This window comes from Acinetobacter sp. YH12099, assembly GCF_013419195.1.
GTDB classification, from domain to species: domain Bacteria; phylum Pseudomonadota; class Gammaproteobacteria; order Pseudomonadales; family Moraxellaceae; genus Acinetobacter; species Acinetobacter towneri.
The window spans coordinates 1-16,274 of sequence record NZ_VPAP01000019.1 but is presented as its reverse complement, the minus strand read 5'-3'; the positions used below and the strand labels follow the sequence as shown (position 1 = coordinate 16,274).

General features: G+C 39.4%; 19 protein-coding genes. 14 read left to right on the top strand and 5 right to left on the bottom strand.

The annotated features are described in order from the left end of the window. Nucleotides 1-13 precede the first annotated feature (13 nt). The 8 genes from FTU39_RS10805 to trpB all read left to right on the top strand — a co-directional run bounded on the left by FTU39_RS10805 (nt 14) and on the right by trpB (nt 6,589). Nucleotides 14-343 carry a YbaB/EbfC family nucleoid-associated protein gene (locus tag FTU39_RS10805; RefSeq protein ID WP_004976621.1) on the top strand — a complete coding sequence of 110 codons (330 nt, stop codon included), beginning with the start codon at nt 14-16 and terminating at the stop codon, nt 341-343. A 10-nt stretch (nt 344-353) separates the two neighbouring features. Next, nucleotides 354-950 (top strand): recombination mediator RecR, encoded by a 597-nt coding sequence (gene recR, locus FTU39_RS10800; protein ID WP_019837914.1) that lies wholly within the window; start codon nt 354-356, stop codon nt 948-950. A 224-nt stretch (nt 951-1,174) separates the two neighbouring features. Next, nucleotides 1,175-2,317 (top strand): HRDC domain-containing protein, encoded by a 1,143-nt coding sequence (locus FTU39_RS10795; protein ID WP_096901447.1) that lies wholly within the window; start codon nt 1,175-1,177, stop codon nt 2,315-2,317. Between the two features lie 169 nt (nt 2,318-2,486). After that, nucleotides 2,487-2,795, top strand: a complete 309-nt coding sequence (locus FTU39_RS10790; protein WP_004976615.1) for a YcgL domain-containing protein — start codon at nt 2,487-2,489, stop codon at nt 2,793-2,795. Nucleotides 2,796-2,816: 21 nt separating this feature from the next. Next, nucleotides 2,817-3,200 carry a hypothetical protein gene (locus FTU39_RS10785; protein WP_096901448.1) on the top strand — a complete coding sequence of 128 codons (384 nt, stop codon included), beginning with the start codon at nt 2,817-2,819 and terminating at the stop codon, nt 3,198-3,200. Nucleotides 3,201-3,222: 22 nt separating this feature from the next. Next, complete coding sequence (locus FTU39_RS10780) at nt 3,223-4,074, top strand: MoxR family ATPase (protein ID WP_004976610.1); 852 nt, start codon at nt 3,223-3,225, stop codon at nt 4,072-4,074. Between the two features lie 14 nt (nt 4,075-4,088). Further along, nucleotides 4,089-5,276 carry a VWA domain-containing protein gene (locus FTU39_RS10775; protein ID WP_180052170.1) on the top strand — a complete coding sequence of 396 codons (1,188 nt, stop codon included), beginning with the start codon at nt 4,089-4,091 and terminating at the stop codon, nt 5,274-5,276. Between the two features lie 104 nt (nt 5,277-5,380). Next, a complete protein-coding gene (gene trpB / locus FTU39_RS10770) occupies nt 5,381-6,589 on the top strand; it encodes a tryptophan synthase subunit beta (protein WP_167845989.1) in 1,209 nt (402 codons plus the stop codon). A 92-nt stretch (nt 6,590-6,681) separates the two neighbouring features. Here trpB and FTU39_RS10765 read toward each other — a convergent pair whose 3' ends face one another. From FTU39_RS10765 to FTU39_RS10755, 3 genes are all read right to left on the bottom strand, one after another. Further along, the gene (locus tag FTU39_RS10765; protein WP_004976604.1) at nt 6,682-7,116 is read right to left on the bottom strand and encodes a CBS domain-containing protein; all 435 of its coding nucleotides are present in this window, start codon (nt 7,114-7,116) and stop codon (nt 6,682-6,684) included. A gap of 119 nt (nt 7,117-7,235) precedes the next feature. After that, nucleotides 7,236-7,610: a DUF2750 domain-containing protein gene (locus FTU39_RS10760; protein WP_004976601.1), complete on the bottom strand. Its 375-nt coding sequence runs from the start codon at nt 7,608-7,610 to the stop codon at nt 7,236-7,238. Between the two features lie 151 nt (nt 7,611-7,761). After that, nucleotides 7,762-7,995, bottom strand: coding sequence for a hypothetical protein (locus FTU39_RS10755; RefSeq protein ID WP_004976599.1), 234 nt, complete (start codon nt 7,993-7,995; stop codon nt 7,762-7,764). A gap of 219 nt (nt 7,996-8,214) precedes the next feature. Between FTU39_RS10755 and FTU39_RS10750 the strand changes: the two genes are divergently transcribed. Both FTU39_RS10750 and FTU39_RS10745 read left to right on the top strand, forming a co-directional pair. Further along, the gene (locus FTU39_RS10750; RefSeq protein WP_004976597.1) at nt 8,215-8,574 is read left to right on the top strand and encodes a hypothetical protein; all 360 of its coding nucleotides are present in this window, start codon (nt 8,215-8,217) and stop codon (nt 8,572-8,574) included. A gap of 126 nt (nt 8,575-8,700) precedes the next feature. Then, nucleotides 8,701-9,018, top strand: coding sequence for a hypothetical protein (locus FTU39_RS10745; protein ID WP_004976594.1), 318 nt, complete (start codon nt 8,701-8,703; stop codon nt 9,016-9,018). Here FTU39_RS10745 and FTU39_RS10740 read toward each other — a convergent pair. Next, complete coding sequence (locus tag FTU39_RS10740) at nt 8,915-10,555, bottom strand: pitrilysin family protein (RefSeq protein ID WP_131261451.1); 1,641 nt, start codon at nt 10,553-10,555, stop codon at nt 8,915-8,917. The two genes, FTU39_RS10745 and FTU39_RS10740, sit on opposite strands and share 104 nt — an antisense overlap. Nucleotides 10,556-10,567: 12 nt before the next feature. After that, nucleotides 10,568-11,917: a pitrilysin family protein gene (locus tag FTU39_RS10735; RefSeq protein ID WP_180052169.1), complete on the bottom strand. Its 1,350-nt coding sequence runs from the start codon at nt 11,915-11,917 to the stop codon at nt 10,568-10,570. A 171-nt stretch (nt 11,918-12,088) separates the two neighbouring features. Between FTU39_RS10735 and ftsY the strand changes: the two genes are divergently transcribed. The 4 genes from ftsY to FTU39_RS10715 all read left to right on the top strand — a co-directional run bounded on the left by ftsY (nt 12,089) and on the right by FTU39_RS10715 (nt 15,807). Beyond that, nucleotides 12,089-13,195 carry a signal recognition particle-docking protein FtsY gene (ftsY, locus tag FTU39_RS10730; protein WP_004976589.1) on the top strand — a complete coding sequence of 369 codons (1,107 nt, stop codon included), beginning with the start codon at nt 12,089-12,091 and terminating at the stop codon, nt 13,193-13,195. Nucleotides 13,196-13,401: 206 nt separating this feature from the next. Continuing rightward, nucleotides 13,402-14,088, top strand: a complete 687-nt coding sequence (locus FTU39_RS10725; protein ID WP_154320761.1) for a nitroreductase family protein — start codon at nt 13,402-13,404, stop codon at nt 14,086-14,088. Nucleotides 14,089-14,353: 265 nt separating this feature from the next. Continuing rightward, nucleotides 14,354-14,947, top strand: a complete 594-nt coding sequence (locus FTU39_RS10720; protein ID WP_004976581.1) for a nitroreductase family protein — start codon at nt 14,354-14,356, stop codon at nt 14,945-14,947. Between the two features lie 194 nt (nt 14,948-15,141). Beyond that, on the top strand, nt 15,142-15,807 hold the full coding sequence (locus FTU39_RS10715) for a DUF2057 domain-containing protein (protein WP_180052168.1): 666 nt from the start codon (nt 15,142-15,144) through the stop codon (nt 15,805-15,807). The last annotated feature ends 467 nt before the right edge of the window (nt 15,808-16,274 follow it).

Below are 16,274 nucleotides of genomic sequence, written 5' to 3'. Positions count from 1 at the left end.
TTCGGAGATTTTTATGAACATTAATATGTTGATGCAGCAAGCTCAGCGCATGCAAAAAGAAGTGGAAAACAACATTAAAAAAGCCAAAGAAGAACTTGCGCAAACTGAAGTGCATGCAGAAGCGGGTGGTGGTTTAGTGAAAGTGACTATGACTTGCCGTAATGTAGTGAAACGTATCGAAATTAATCCTGAATTGTTGCAAGACGATGCAGACATGATTGAAGATTTGATTGCAGCTGCAATGAATGACGCAGCACGTCAGGCTGAAGCAATTTCTGAAGAGAAAATGAAGTCTGCAAACTCTGGTATGGGCTTGCCACCAGGCTTGGCAGGTTTATTCTAAGGAACGGCGTATGTTTAGTGATCGTTTTGATCAACTGGTACAAGCGCTACGCATTTTGCCAAGTGTTGGGCCTAAATCGGCTCAACGCATGGCATTGCACCTGATTATGAAAAATAGAGAAGGTGCAGTCGGTTTGGCTCATGCTTTGAATGAAGCCACCAGCTATATTCACGAATGTTCGATTTGCCATTCATTAACTGAAGATGAAGTTTGCAATATTTGTGCCTCACATGATCGGGATGCACATTTGCTGTGTGTTGTGGAATCTCCGGCCGATGTGATGGCCATTGAGCAAAGCGGTAGTTTTCGTGGCAAATACCATGTCTTGGGTGGGCATTTATCGCCTTTAGATGGTATTGGCCCAGATGAAATTGGCATTCCGTACTTGGTACAGCGTTTGAGTGATGGCAATATCACCGAAGTGATTTTAGCCACCAATGCAACTGTGGAAGGTCAGGCAACGGCGCACTATTTGGTCGAAGCCACAAAGCATTTACCTGTGCAGATGACGCGGATTGCACAAGGCGTACCGCAAGGTGGCGAGCTTGAATATGTCGATAGTCATACTCTAAGTCAAGCCGTGCATAATCGGATGCGAATGAAATAAGCATCTTGGTGCTTATTTCATGTGAATGATCATTTAAAGTGTTTGCTTGAATTAATATAGAATAAAAACTCAAATTAAGATAAAAAAACGATAAAAAAAACTAGAAAATATCTGCATTGACTTAAAAATAAGATAAAAAAGTAAAATACCGATTATATTTTTATAGCTAAACGCTATTTAATGTTTAAAATGAAACTCTAGAGAGTGCAGTCTATCTGGTCGCTATGTTCCAATTTATTCACCAACAAAAAGACTTTGAAAATGTCTTGGCATTAATGAGTCAAAACAGCATCTATGGTTTAGATACCGAGTTTATTAAGGTCGATACTTTATGGCCAAAATTGGGTGTATTCCAAATTAATGTGAATGATCAGGTCTATTTGTTAGATGGCACTTCTTTAAATTTAAGTGCATTTTGGGAAAAACTGTTTCAAGCGCAGCAAAATATTTTTCATGCCTGCGGTGAAGATATTGATTTAATTTATCATTATGCGCAGCAAAAAAACTTAGATAACGTGTTTGATACCCAAGTTGGCATGTCATTTTTAGGGCATGGTTTACAAGTCAGTTATCAAAACGCTTTAAAAACCATGCTCAATGTCGATATTGATAAAGGGCAAACTCGCTCAGACTGGCTTGCACGTCCGTTGTCCGATGAGCAGTTAAATTATGCTGCCAATGATGTGCTGTATCTAATGCAATTGGCAGATAAGGTACAAACCGACTTAAAACAAAATTATTTACTGGATTTTGCACAAGAAGATTGCCGCAATTTAACTCAGGAAATTGGTGAAGAAACACCTTTAGAGTTGTTGTATCAGGATGTGGGCAACTATCGTCATTCACGCCGTCAACTCATGCAATTGCAACAATTGGCCGTTTGGCGTGAGCAAATGGTAAAAGCCTTAAACCAACCACGTAGTTTTATTTTGCGTAATTCTACTATGCTGGACTTGGTCGAGAAAAATCCTAAAAATCAGTTCCAGCTCAGTACTATTAAAGATTTACGTGCGCATATTGTGCGTGAACATGGCAAAACTATTTTAGATTTAATTAAATATTTGCCTGATCAATCACAATGGCCATTACGTATGGCGCGACCAATTCGTCATTCTTCAAAAGAAGTGGGCGAAAATGTAGAACAGGTGATTCAACGTGCCGTACAGGAAACTCAAATTCCAAAAGAAGTTTTGCTGCGTAAAAAATGGCTCAATGCGCTTTATCAGCATGTGGTATTTCATAACGATGAGCAAGATTTGCCTAACTATTTGTTAGGTTGGCGTTATGAATTACTCACCAAGCCTTTAATTGAAGTTTTACATGCCGACGAGCGTTATTTGTCTGGTCAGATGAAAGTTGCTGAATAAATCAAACCGATCCACATTTTAAATAAAGCCGTTTTTCACCTGAAAATGGATGAATTTTCACGCCATTCTTTGTTTGAGTGTAAACATAGACCAATGCGTTAATAATGGTTAATGTATCTCGGTTTTTTTTGTTGTATCCTTTGCCTGAGTTTTTAGAGTTTTGTTGTTTATGCACTGTTCAATTTATAAATCGAGCAAAAAAGATGAGATGTATTTATACATCGCCCGTCCTGAGCAAACTGAAGATCAAGCAGAAGCGTTTAACCCGCTAGAGGTTTTACCTGAGCCAATGCGAGTTGCATTTGGTCGTGCGACATTTGTAATGGATTTGCAACTGTCTGAAAGCCGTAAGTTGGCACGTGTGAATGTTTTGCATGTCATGGATTCTATTCAAACACGTGGCTTCTTTATTCAAGTGCCACCAGAAGGCTTAATTAACCCAAATGCCGTTGAACCAGAAGGTTTACGTGGTGCTTAAGCTTTATTCAGGAGTTGAGAAATGAATAGTGTGATGACTGGATTGGATTCAATTCCTGAAACTGCAATTGCTGTTTCTGTTTATTTGTTGGGGAGTGCCATTATTTTATGGTGCTGGTACGAAATTGCCAAACGCTTGCCCAATCCGTTAGGTGGTATCACTTGGATTGTGCTGTTTGCAATTTTACTTACCCCAACAGTATCAGAAGGCAGCAATGCAGCACTTGCCCCAGCCATCTTTGGACTTCTTTTTGGTGTTTTAACCAAAGAAACCCCATTGGTTTGGTCTAATTTATCTGCCATTTTATTTGTGATCGGTCTTGGCTTATTGATCGGTTATTTCTGGTCAAGATACTGTCTTAAACAAACGACTTATAAAGCCAAGAAAAATACCTCACCACTGTAACTAAAACAATTAAGGTAAAATCATGTCTGTTGATGCGCAACAATTTTCGGGTACAGATCAGTACATTGCGACTGATAGTTTAAAACTTGCGGTGAAAGCCGCTCGTGCTTTGCAAAAACCGCTTTTGGTGAAAGGTGAGCCAGGTACAGGTAAAACCTTATTGGCAGAGCAAGTTGCTAAAAGTTTGGGTTTAAAGTTGATTACATGGCACATTAAATCGACCACCAAAGCGCAGCAAGGTTTATATGAATATGATGCAGTGTCGCGTTTGCGTGACAGCCAACTGGGCGATGACCGTGTGTATGACGTTAAAAACTATATTAAACCTGGGAAATTGTGGGAAGCATTTACCAGCGAAGAACGCTGTGTGTTGTTGATTGATGAAATTGACAAGGCAGATATTGAATTCCCAAATGACCTGCTACATGAACTTGATAAAATGTCGTTTTATGTTTATGAAACAGGCGAAACCATTACGGCAACACAACGTCCAATCGTGATCATCACATCAAATAATGAAAAAGAGCTGCCAGACGCTTTTTTACGTCGTTGTTTCTTCCATTATATTGATTTCCCAGATGAAGCGACCATGCGCGATATTATCGATGTGCATTTCCCGAATATTTCAAGCACATTGGTTTCAGAAGCTTTACAAGTTTTCTTTAAATTGCGCCAAGTTCCGGGCTTAAAAAAACCACCATCTACGTCTGAATTAATTGATTGGTTAAGCCTATTGATGGCAGATGACATGCCGGAAGATATTTTGCGTAATAGCGATAAAAGCAAAGCCATTCCGCCTTTATACGGTGCATTAATCAAAAATGAACAAGATGTGCAATTGCTTGAGCGTTTAGCCTTTATGTCGCGCCGTTAAGGGAGGACAACGCCATGTTCGTGCGCTTGTTTTATACCTTGCGACGTTACGGTGTACCTGTCACCACACGTGAATTGATTGACTTAAATCAGGCGGTGGCATCGGGTCTGGTTTTTGCAGATCAAGATGAATTCTATCAACTTGTTAAAACCGTCATGGTCAAAGATGAGCGTTTTTTTGACAAGTTTGACCGTGCCATGAAAGATTATTTTGATGGCATTTCCACTTTTGATTTAGATGATTTACTGCAGCAAGTTCATCAATTGCCTAAAGACTGGTTCGACTTAGAACTATTAGGAAAACATCTCACGCCAGAACAACGCGAAGAGCTGAAAAAAGCAGGTTCTTTAGAAGAATTGATGAAAATGCTGGAAGAGCGTTTACGCGAGCAGCATAAAAAGCATCAGGGTGGCAACCGTATGATTGGTACGGGCGGTACATCACCGTTTGGTGCTTTTGGTGATCATCCTGAAGGTGTACGCATTGGTGGGCCTGGACGTAAGCGTTCAGCTGTTAAAGTCTGGGAGCAGCGTCAGTATCGAAATTTAGACGATGAGCAGATTTTAGGTACACGACAAATGCAATTGGCACTGCGTCGTTTGCGTAAATTTGCCCGTCAAGGTGCTGCCGAAGAACTGGATATTGATGGCACTATCCGCGAAACGGCCAAACAGGGCATTTTAGATGTGCAATTGGTGCCAGAACGTCGTAATCGCGTCAAAGTGTTGATGCTGTTTGATGTGGGCGGCTCGATGGATGCACACATCGCACAATGTGAAAAACTGTTTAGTGCGGCTAAAACTGAGTTTAAAACTCTCGAATATTTTTATTTCCATAACTGTTTATACGACTATGTTTGGAAAGATAATTTACGCCGTAGCAGTACCCGCATGAATACATGGGATTTATTTAATACCTATGGACGCGACTATCGGGTAATTGTGGTCGGTGATGCGAGTATGGCACCTTATGAGCTGAATTCGATTGGTGGTTCGGTAGAATATATGAATGATGAGGCAGGGCAAGTTTGGTTACAACGTCTGCGTCAGCATTTTGAAAAAACCGCATGGCTGAATCCTGAACAGGAAGGCTATTGGCATTACACACATACCATTGGTTTAATTCGACAAATTTTTGAAAATCATATGTACCCAATGACTTTAAAAGGCATTGAAGATATGACGAAATATTTGGCGCGATAAGCGCCATTTTTTCCATTAATTTTTTATCAATATCAGTTATTGCATGCATATTGATGAAATAGCAATACGATAAGCAACGTGAATTTCAATTTGAGGGGATCGAGATGGAACATCAAATTAATGGCATCGCATTACCGAATGAAGAAGGTTTTTTCGGACAATATGGCGGGCAGTTTATTCCACCGCATTTAAAAGAAGCCATGGATGAAATTAACCTTGCTTATGAAGAAATTCGTCATACAGCAGAATTTCAAAATGAATTAAAAGATTTATTTGCAAATTATGTAGGGCGCCCGAGTCCTTTGTTTCATGCAAAGCGTTTATCTGAACAGTTGGGTGGTGCGCAAATTTATTTGAAACGTGAAGATTTAAACCATACTGGTGCACATAAAATTAACCACTGTTTAGGCGAGGCATTACTAGCCAAATATATGGGTAAAACCAAAGTCATTGCAGAAACTGGTGCGGGACAGCACGGGGTAGCCTTGGCGACGGCATGTGCGCTAGTGGGAATTCCGTGTGAAATTCACATGGGACAGGTGGATATTGAAAAAGAACACCCGAATGTGGTGAAAATGAAAATTCTAGGTGCCAACCTGATTTCAGTGACCCGCGGTACAGCCACTTTAAAAGATGCAGTGGACAGCGCTTTTGAAGAATACTTAAAAGACCCGAAAAATTATATTTATGCAATTGGTTCGGTGGTTGGCCCACACCCATTTCCAAAAATGGTACGTGATTTCCAAGCAATTATTGGCGATGAAATTAAAATGCAAAGCCAAGAACGCTTTGGAGTAAATCCAGATTATATCGTGGCATGTGTGGGCGGTGGTTCAAACGCAGTGGGTGCATTTACCGCATTCTTAAATGACCCAGAAGTTAAGCTTGTGGGTGTAGAACCTGCAGGTCATGGTTTAGATACAGATCAGCACTCTGCAACCTTAACTTTGGGTAAACCGGGTCAATTACACGGTATGGCGTGTTATGTGCTTGAAGATGAACAAGGCGAGCCATTGCCAGTACATTCAATTGCTTCAGGTTTGGATTATCCGGGTGTGGGGCCGCAACATAGCTTCTTAAAAGACATTGGTCGCGTGGAGTATTCAACGGCAACTGACCAAGAATGTTTAGATGCCTTTATGACGTTGTCACGTGTAGAGGGTATTGTACCTGCTTTGGAAAGCTCACATGCGGTGGCGTGGGCATTACGTGAAGCACCAAAAATGGCAAAAAACGTGAAAATTGTGGTTAATCTTTCAGGTCGTGGTGATAAAGATTCAGACTATGTAGCAGAAAAATTAGGTTTGAATTAATTCTACTGAATATGAAAAACCGCCTAAATGTGTAAGTTTAGGCGGTTTTTTTATCTTTACTTTATATTTGGCAGGTTTTATAAAACAGTGTCTTAGCTTGCAATATATTGTTGTAACTGCTCGATCAGTTTGCGCTGATCATCCATAGTCGCTTTCACCAAGTCACCAATCGACACTAAACCTACCAACTGCTCACCTTCAAGTACAGGTAAGTGACGTAAATGATGGTCAGTAATTAAGTTTAAGCATTCTTTCACACTGGTGTTTTTGGTCACGGTCAGTACTTTAGCAGTCATAATTTCACTAACCGTTGTGCTTTTAGAAGTTCGTTCCATCAAAATAACTTTACGGGTGTAATCACGCTCAGACAGAATACCAACCACATGATTGTTTTGATCGGTAACCACCAACGCACCAATGCCTTTTTCAGCCATTAAACTAATTGCTTCTAAAACCGTTGCTTCTGGGCGAATTGTGTAAATTTCGTGATGTGCTTTATCTTGTAAAACGTGAGTTACCTTGGTCATATTCTGTGTCCTGATTTGTTGTTTATTGTTTGACTTTTAAAGTAACGTGAATTGTAAAAATTGCAAATACTTTAGAGTCACGATTGTTGATTTTTACGTCAATTCTATTCAGTTTTTATTTAAGCAATATTTAACGCAGGTTCATTAAAAAAGAAATGCTTCATTTGTGAAGTGGTCAGTTTAATTTTTTGACTTGACGAACCAAACAAGGTTGGCGTGACATTTAAACGGGTGAGCGTTGGTAATAAAAAAGTTTCAAAATCCTGCGCGGAAATTTTACGAGGACTATATTGTGGCCAGTGTTTAGCAGCATATTTATGCGCTTGTACCGCATTTAACCAAAAAGGGAAAATATAATCATCGTGATCTGAACTCATTGCCCAACCTTGATGGAATAAACCCCAAAGTACACCGCAGTACATCATTGATTTTAATAGTGTAACTTTAAGCAGAAAATCCTTTGGTAAAGGGTGGAGTTGGTTAATCTGATTCATAATCAAGCAAGGTTGTAAAATTTGGCTATATTGTAAAAAGAATTGATGAATATACCGTTTAAGCTTTGCTTAAAATCGTAAACAAATATGTATTTATGGTTGGAGCATCTAAAAAAAGGGTCAAAAAAAACGCCACCTAAGTGACGTTTTATTATGCTTGCATGGTGGCCATGTTTTGCCAGTATTGCGCTTTCAATGAATCACGTTCTACGCGGAAACCTTGATAATACAGTTCTGCTAAGAACATTGCCGCTTTACCATGTCCTGCACGTGCAGCTTCTTCGAGTTGTTTTACCGCGTCTTGGAAGTTCATTTGTGAATGAATCGTGTTTACTGCATTTGCATAAACATGCTCTAAGTCATGGTGAGAGATCGTTTGAATCATATTAAACTCCTTATTGTAATTATGATTACTTATTTAAGCCTACCTTTTAGGCTTCATATCAATTTAACGCTTTATTGTTAAACTAATATTACAATTTGATTGAATTGTCAAATAATTATCGGGGTTAATGAGCATATTTCAAGTTTACATGATTAAACATTGAACAAGTTTAATTTTGATTAAACTAAAGCTCTAAGCATGATAAAAAAGGAGAACAACATGACAAGATCCGTAGACGGATGTGCTTTTGATGTACCTCCATTGACTTCTCAAATTATTGAGTTGGCACATCATCACCGTAAAAAACTAGATGAGGTAATTTTCCGTCGAGATGTTCATTTAGGTGAATACTGCTTGGCGCAACGTAAACGTGTGGCTGACTTTGCTAAAACTTTAGAGCGAAGCGATCGTATAGAGTTTTATCGTAATTATGATGGTGAATTACTCCGTATTGCCGATGAAGATGAACTGCATCCTGCCGAAGCAGAGGGCGGTGTCAGTGTATTTGCTATTTTCTTGGTGCTTGCAGTCATTGCATTGGTTTTATACTTTGCGGTAATTCGTGGCACGATTGGCTAAAGCTAAATCCTTTGTAGAATTTGTAGAAAAAGGCTCAATTTTTACTGTGACGATACAGTAAAATTGAGCTGTTTAACTTGTACATCTCACAAGGGCATCCTACACTAAGGCGATTAGAGGTAGGTCATGCACAACGCAATTCAAAAAACGATTCAATTTATTTCTCAACTGAAACTCGAGCAAATTTATAATATTGTTGTGCTGAGTATCATTTTTATTATTTTAACTTTAGCAAGTGTTGCGCTTTATCGCCCAGTTGGGGTGCAACAATTTCAAAATGTTGAGCGTTTGTCACAACAATCTATGTATGCCAATACCCAAGACATGGCAGTTCATTTACTCAATCAACGTCCGATTCGTTATGTGCATTATTTAAAGTTGATGCAGGCACATCAAATGGAGCAAGATCGGGCTCAACAACTTCCTGCCTTGGTGCAAGAGTAATTTTTTCTGTTGGCATGTTATTCATATTGTGCGGTGTCGGTGTTAAAGATGTTGGTGCGAGTAAATTGTCCTGCAGCATTTTTACCAATGCGGCTTTATCTAAATGTTCGCTCACAATTACTAAAGTTAAACGATCAGGATGCAAATGTTTGCGAATTGCACGTTGCACATCTTCAGCGGTAACTTTTTCCACTCGTTCTGCATAATCACTTAAATAATTTGCAGGAAGTCGATAAAAACCGATGTGCCCAAGCTGGGCATTAATACTGGCATTGCTGCTGTATTGATTCGGAAATGCACGAATTAAACCTGCTTTGGTTTCTTTTAATTGTTCTAAATTCATAGGTTGTTGTACAAACTGAATTAAGCTCTGGTGAGCGACTTGAATACTATCGAGTAACTGATCTTGGCGCGTAGAATAGCCTAAGCTAAACAAACCCGCTGCTTGGGTAAAACGAAACGAACTGCTAACACCGTAAGTGTAGCCACGTTTTACTCGTAATTCTTTCATCAAAATTGAATTGAAACTGCTGCCGCCCAGCATTTTATTGGCAATTTCTAAAGCCAAATAGTCAGGATCATCCCGTGTAGTCGCAAGTTGTGCAATACTGACATGCGCCTGTTGTGACCGGTAGGGAATATGCTGGATGTTGAAACGTGTTGCAGGTGTAGGCTGTGGCAAAGCTGTTGCTGCAACACCTTGGGCAATATGTGCGCTGATGGTATTGGCAAGTTTTTCTGCTTCTTTTAAGGTTAATTTGCCTGTAATGGCAATGTTCATATTTTGCGCGACCAGAAACTGATCTCTAAATTGTTGTAAGTGCTTTGGTTGAATCCGTTTGATGCTGCCATTGGTGCCTGTAATGGGTTCTGAATAGGCATGTTGTCCGTAAATTGCGCGATATAAGCGAATATTCATTAAACGGCTTGGATTTTCTTGCAGTTGTTTTTGCCCAATTTGTGTATTGCTTTGCACACGCTGGATATTAGAACGCTCAAAAGTTGCATGTTTCAGTATTTCCAGCATCATTTTGACGGCAGTTTGCATTTTCTGCGGATCAGACAGTGTTCTTAGCCGTACCACAAACATATCGCGGTACGCCGTGGTACTAAAACGTGCGCCTGTGGTTTCAAAGGCTGCGGCAATTTCCTCTGCCTTATAACGCTTGGTGCCTTCATCAATCAGTTGGGCTGCCATATTGGCAACGCCAAATAAACCTTTTTCAATTTCTGCATCGCGGGCAGAACCTGCATTAAAAGTCAGTTGGATATCAACCATTGGCAAAGCAGGATTTTCGACAAATAAAGTGCGTACGTGTCGATGATTTTTTAATTCATATACCTGTGGAGCGCGAACATCGACCAATTCATTTACGGCATTTAAACTGTGCAGCAAGCTCAAAGATTGTAAAGGCGTACTTACATCTGTTTCAGCAAAATCATGCGCTGCTCTGGTGGCAGTTTCCATCGCAAAGCCAGCAGAACATAGGCTAAAACTAGTGCTTAAAATAAGCGTGCTGAATAGATGTTTTTTCATGAAAATCACAGTTTAAGGTGTTGTGCTTTGAGGTAATAAATACAAGGTGCTAAGTCTGTCTTTGTTAAAGTAACTTTGCGCAACACGTTGCAGATCCTGGGCAGTAATCGCTTGGAAGTGTTGTGGTAAAACATCGATTAAACGGTGACTGAATCCATTGACTTCCAAATTGCCAATGGTTCGGGCTTGTCCTGCCAAATCATCCTGACTATAAATCCAATTGGCCACAAATTGAGTCACCACGCGCTCAATTTCACTTGAATTGACCAAATCCTGTTTTAGCGTATCCACTTCGTTTTGAATCGCGACCTGTGCTTCGCTTAACGTTACACCTGCTGCAGGCAATGCTGAAATACTAAACAAACTATCCCCACGTTGATACGGGTCATAACTGACACTGACTGAGCTAAGAATCTTATTGTTTCTGACCAAGCGCTGTTCTAAACGTGAAGTAATTCCACTGTCTAACAGTTGTTTGATGATAGTGAGCGCGAAGGCATTTTGAGGATTTTTAGCTGTTGCCAATGAACCGACATTCCAAGCCATATATAAATTAGGAACTTGCACAGTCGCAGACAATTCCATGTGTCGATAACCTAATTGTTCAAACTCCAACACATCATTGCGCGGTGGCGTAGGTGCTTTCGGAATATCTCCAAAATACTTTTGGACTTGCAACAATGCGGCTTGATGATCTACATCGCCCACAATCACTAGAATAGCATTATTGGGGCGATACCATTTTTTGTACCACGCCTGTACATCTTGCAGCTGAATGCTTTGCAAGTTTTTCATGTGCCCAATAATGGGTTGGCGATAATGACTGGTTGGGTAGGCAATCCATTTAAAGCGTTCAAAAGCCAAAGCCCGTGGATTATCATCGGTACGTTGCCGCCGTTCTTCCATTACCACCTTAATTTCAGGCTCAAAGTCTTGTTGGCGAAGTAACAAATTACTCATTCTGTCGGCTTCCAACTCTAAAGCCAGTGGGAAATAAGTTTTGGGATAGAGCTGATAATAATTCGTGTAATTGGTAAAGGTTGCTGCATTGACACTGCCACCATAAATACGACTTAAACGGGTAAATTCATCATTCGGCACCTTGGCTGTACCTTTAAACATCATGTGTTCAAGTACGTGCGAAATCCCAAGTGTATTTCCGGACTCATCGCTACTGCCCACTTTGTACCAAATTTGAGTCGTCACCATGGGAGAACGATGGTCTTCACGGATAATGACTTTTAAACCATTGTTGAGTGTGGTTTCAAAAGTGTTATTCGCAGCTAAAACTTCAGCATGGCTAATCGAAGCTGTTAAACCCCAAAGCAACGCACAAACAGACTTCATCGAAAATTGGAACATAAGCAAGTGGAGATCAATCGTTATCGGCTTATCTTTCAGAAATTAAAGCGGAAAGGCAAGGATTGCTGTAGGTATTTTTTGTATGCGGCTATGTGGTTGGAATACGAGGTAAAAGCAATTGGTTTATGTTAGAATCCGATTTTTTAACGCAATGCTTTTCAAGGATTCGGCATGCAACAGCAATCTAATGGGCAAAATAAATTTTTGATTGATGCTGATATCGGAGATGATGATGTCACATTACCGAATTTACCAGCGGTAAATATTCCGATTGTTGAAACAACACCTCTACAACAAGCAGAAACCTCTGAACATGCTGCAGAAACATCATCAGACACGGATGCGCCTGCGAAAGGTGGTTTCTTTAGTCGCATGAAAGAAGGGTTAACCAAAACCCGTAAAAACTTTGCCGATGGCATGGTGAATATTCTGATTGGCGGTAAAGAAATTGATGATGAATTATTAGAAGAAGTCGAAGAACAACTGTTGGTTGCAGATATTGGTGTAGATGCAACGAAAACCATTATTGCCAATTTGACCGAGCGTACTGCGCGTGGCGACTTAATTTATTCACATTCTTTATATAAGGCTTTGCAAGAAGAATTAGTGGCTTTGCTTGCGCCACGGGTAAAACCTTTACATATTGATGCCAATAAAACCCCTTATGTGATTTTAGTCGTGGGTGTGAATGGTGTAGGTAAAACCACAACCATTGGCAAGTTAGCGAAACGCTTACAAGGCGAAGGTAAAAAAGTCATGTTGGCCGCAGGGGATACTTTCCGTGCTGCAGCGACAGAACAATTGCAGATTTGGGGTGAGCGTAACGATGTTGCCGTTGTTGCACAAGGTCACGGTGCAGACAGTGCTTCTGTTATTTTCGATGCGTTTGAAAGTGCGCGTGCCAAAGGCATTGATGTGTTAATTGCAGATACTGCTGGACGTTTGCATAACAAAAGCAACCTGATGCAAGAATTGACTAAAGTTAAGCGTGTGATGCAAAAAATTGATGCGACTGCACCGCATGAAGTGATGTTGGTTGTGGATGCAGGCACGGGTCAAAATGCCATTAACCAAGTTGAAATGTTTGATGAGGCTGTTGGCTTAACAGGCATCACCATCACTAAACTGGACGGCACTGCAAAAGGCGGCGTGTTATTTAACATTGCAAGCCGTAGCCATGTGCCAATTCGCTTTATTGGTGTGGGTGAAAAAATTGATGATTTACGTCCATTCTCAGCCAAAGCATTTGTTGCAGCACTGTTTGAAACTGAAAAATAAGTTCTGAATTAAGTTTTAAAGCTAAAATGTAAAATGCTGTAAGTTTCACACAAACTTCGCAAAATGCGGAGTTTGTTGTTTTTAGCGGGTTTGAGTGTTGTAAAAAGCAGCAGCTAAAAATACGAATGTGAATAAAAGCACTTTCGTCTATATAGAATAAGAAAAAATATTAGATTGATTTTGATTGATTTTTTGGGGAAGTCAAAATGACACTGTTAAATAAAATTGGTCATGTGCTTACAGCAGATATCACGAAAGACTTTAAGCTTAAGAAAAAGCCGAACTATGACGCAAATGAACTGACTTTCATCGATCAATTAAAAAAGCGCCGTAGTATTTATGCTTTAGGAAAACGCGTTCATTTTAGCCAAACTTATATGACCGAGCTGATTCAGGAAGCTGTGCGTAGCTGTCCATCGGCACATCATTCACAAAGTACGCGCGTGGTTATTTTATTTTCTGAATCACATAAAAAATTTTGGAATTTAGTACAGGAAGTACAACGTCAGTTTGTACCAGAGCAGGTTTTTCCAGGTACTAAAATGAAAATCGAACAATGTGCAGCAGCTTTTGGCACGGTATTGTTCTATGAAGATCAACAAGTGATTCGTCAATTGCAAAAGAAAATTCCATTTAATGCTGCAGAATTTCCAATTTGGTCGGAGCAAACTTCAGGCATGGCGCAATTTGCAGTGTGGACAGCATTGGCAGATTCAGGCGTGGGTGCATCTTTACAGCATTATAATCCAAACATAGACCGTGCTGTGGCAGAGCATTTTGATATTCCAGATACATGGTTGTTACGTTCACAACTCGTTTTTGGATCAATTGAAGAAGAAGTAACCGAACGGAGTCATGCACACTATCAAAATCAATTTAAAGTCTATGCTTAAATAACAGCATTTGATGAAGATTGGTCAAATCAGCTTATTATTATGTGCTACAAAGAGCGAACCGCAGCATATTTATATTGCAATAGACTGCATCTATAGAATTAGAGGTATATAGATGCAGTCACATACATTTGTCACTTTATAAAACTATAATCGTTCTATACATAAAACACACTGTCGTATTTTTTGTAATGTTTATGCTGAATAAAAAGCTTAATATCGCTGTATCAATTAATTTATACAAAATTCTGCAGAGGAATTAAAAATGTCATTTTTAAATCAATTAGAAAAACGCCGTTCAATCTATGCACTTGGTAAAAATGTTTCTGTAGATCAGGCAACTATTGAAAGTACAATCAAACAAGCAGTTCGTTTAAGCCCATCTGCATTTAACTCGCAAACTTCACGTGTTGTGACTTTATACGGTGCATCGCATACACAATTTTGGAACATCGTTTTAGAAACTTTACATAAAATGGTTCCTGCAGAAGCATTTGCAAACACTGAAGCAAAAATTAATAGCTTTATTGCAGGTTTTGGTACAGCTTTATTTTTTGAAGATCAAGATGTTGTAAAAGGTCTACAAGAGCAATTCCCGCTATATGCAGACAACTTCCCAGTATGGTCAGAACATTCGACAGGGATTGCACAATTCGCAGCGTGGACAGCTTTATCTGAAATCAATGTGGGTGCATCATTACAGCACTACAATCCAATCGTAGATGAAGAAGTTGCGCAAACTTATGACATTCCTGCAAACTGGAAACTACGTGCACAATTAGTGTTTGGTTCAATTGAAGCACCTGCTGGTGAAAAAACATTTATGGATGATGCAGCACGTTTCAAAAGCTTTAACTAAGCTCTAGCAACACATACTGCACAGACAAAAAAGTAGGATGATGGTTCATCCTACTTTTTTGTTTCTGGGGGTAGTGATGTGCCTTACAACTTACTTATTCATGTGCAAATGCCTAAACCCATGAATTGTCATAAAACTGTCATTTATACATTGCATAGTGCAATCAAACTTTAATAAACGATATAGAGTGAAATATGGCATTTAAATTAGGCATAGCAAGTATTACATTGATGGCTTGTAGTTCAGCATTTTCAGCAGTAACTATTGCAGTACCTGAAGAAATTAAGTTGCTCGCTGTAAATGATCAACAAATTCGTTCAGGTTTATTCAGTTCTGCACAGCAAGTGAAAGTCAATGCGGGTGAAAATGTCATTAACTTGCGTTATCAACAATATTTTGAACATCATAATGGTGCGCACGATATTTTAAAATCAGACGTCATTACACTCAAAACCCCAATTCTTCAAGATGGCGAAAACTATCGACTCGCTTTGGTAAATCCACCTAAAGACTTCGATGCTGCAAAAGAATTCAAAGATCAACCAAGCGTTGGTTTATATAATCAAAAGAATCAGTTGCTGGTACAACAAACAGGTGCTAAAGCAAACTCAACTGGTTGGTTAGGTGGTAGTTGGCTTAATAAAACTGTAGATACCACTCAAAATAGTGCTGCGGTCAATCAGCCAGCAGCAGTTTATACCGCGGCAGCAGTGTTGCCATCTGAGAAAACCACCTCAGTAACATTGCCTACAGCAAAACAAACACAGGGCAAAGAGCAACAATTGATTCAATTGTGGCAACAAGCCACTAAAGCAGAGCGACAAAAATTCATGTCATGGCTTGCAGAACAAGCCAATTAATGTTGATTTGCAACCAGCTCCATTGAGCTGGTTGTTTTTTGTTATCGCCTTAAAAGGATTTATTTAAAAACCAATCCAGTAACGTGCGAAAAAAAGACAAATTATAAGAAAAGTGTGATAAAAATATGAAATGCGTCTAAAATTTGGGCGGATGGTGCTTTTTTTGAAAAAAAACTAAAAAATATATTGCGTCTATTCAAAAACTGTATAGAATACGCAACACACCAACGCAGTGTTGATTGAATTGGTGCTGTTATTGACGAAATAACAGGAAATCATTAAGAGATTATGAAGAACAACTTGTGTGGATTTTTACTGATTGATTGATCGAAAATATTTCATTGATTGATTGGTTTAAATTACTCGAAGTTTATTTGAGCGAAATTTAAGTCAGAAAATTGATGAGCCAGATTTGGAAGTTTAGATTAAAACTTCAAAATGATTTTAACTGAAGAGTTTGATCATGG

Bases quoted from the DNA above. Each gene is read 5' to 3' on its own strand.
- FTU39_RS10755 (WP_004976599.1), bottom strand. From the start codon at position 7,995: ATGATTCAAACGATCTCTCACCATGACTTAGAGCATGTTTATGCAAAT.
- FTU39_RS10780 (WP_004976610.1), top strand. From the start codon at position 3,223: ATGTCTGTTGATGCGCAACAATTTTCGGGTACAGATCAGTACATTGCG.
- FTU39_RS10715 (WP_180052168.1), top strand. From the start codon at position 15,142: ATGGCATTTAAATTAGGCATAGCAAGTATTACATTGATGGCTTGTAGT.
- FTU39_RS10735 (WP_180052169.1), bottom strand. From the start codon at position 11,917: ATGTTCCAATTTTCGATGAAGTCTGTTTGTGCGTTGCTTTGGGGTTTA.
- FTU39_RS10725 (WP_154320761.1), top strand. From the start codon at position 13,402: ATGACACTGTTAAATAAAATTGGTCATGTGCTTACAGCAGATATCACG.
- FTU39_RS10740 (WP_131261451.1), bottom strand. From the start codon at position 10,555: ATGAAAAAACATCTATTCAGCACGCTTATTTTAAGCACTAGTTTTAGC.
- trpB (WP_167845989.1), top strand. From the start codon at position 5,381: ATGGAACATCAAATTAATGGCATCGCATTACCGAATGAAGAAGGTTTT.
- FTU39_RS10790 (WP_004976615.1), top strand. From the start codon at position 2,487: ATGCACTGTTCAATTTATAAATCGAGCAAAAAAGATGAGATGTATTTA.
- FTU39_RS10750 (WP_004976597.1), top strand. From the start codon at position 8,215: ATGACAAGATCCGTAGACGGATGTGCTTTTGATGTACCTCCATTGACT.
- FTU39_RS10795 (WP_096901447.1), top strand. From the start codon at position 1,175: ATGTTCCAATTTATTCACCAACAAAAAGACTTTGAAAATGTCTTGGCA.
- ftsY (WP_004976589.1), top strand. From the start codon at position 12,089: ATGCAACAGCAATCTAATGGGCAAAATAAATTTTTGATTGATGCTGAT.
- FTU39_RS10805 (WP_004976621.1), top strand. From the start codon at position 14: ATGAACATTAATATGTTGATGCAGCAAGCTCAGCGCATGCAAAAAGAA.
- recR (WP_019837914.1), top strand. From the start codon at position 354: ATGTTTAGTGATCGTTTTGATCAACTGGTACAAGCGCTACGCATTTTG.
- FTU39_RS10760 (WP_004976601.1), bottom strand. From the start codon at position 7,610: ATGAATCAGATTAACCAACTCCACCCTTTACCAAAGGATTTTCTGCTT.
- FTU39_RS10720 (WP_004976581.1), top strand. From the start codon at position 14,354: ATGTCATTTTTAAATCAATTAGAAAAACGCCGTTCAATCTATGCACTT.
- FTU39_RS10775 (WP_180052170.1), top strand. From the start codon at position 4,089: ATGTTCGTGCGCTTGTTTTATACCTTGCGACGTTACGGTGTACCTGTC.
- FTU39_RS10785 (WP_096901448.1), top strand. From the start codon at position 2,817: ATGAATAGTGTGATGACTGGATTGGATTCAATTCCTGAAACTGCAATT.
- FTU39_RS10765 (WP_004976604.1), bottom strand. From the start codon at position 7,116: ATGACCAAGGTAACTCACGTTTTACAAGATAAAGCACATCACGAAATT.
- FTU39_RS10745 (WP_004976594.1), top strand. From the start codon at position 8,701: ATGCACAACGCAATTCAAAAAACGATTCAATTTATTTCTCAACTGAAA.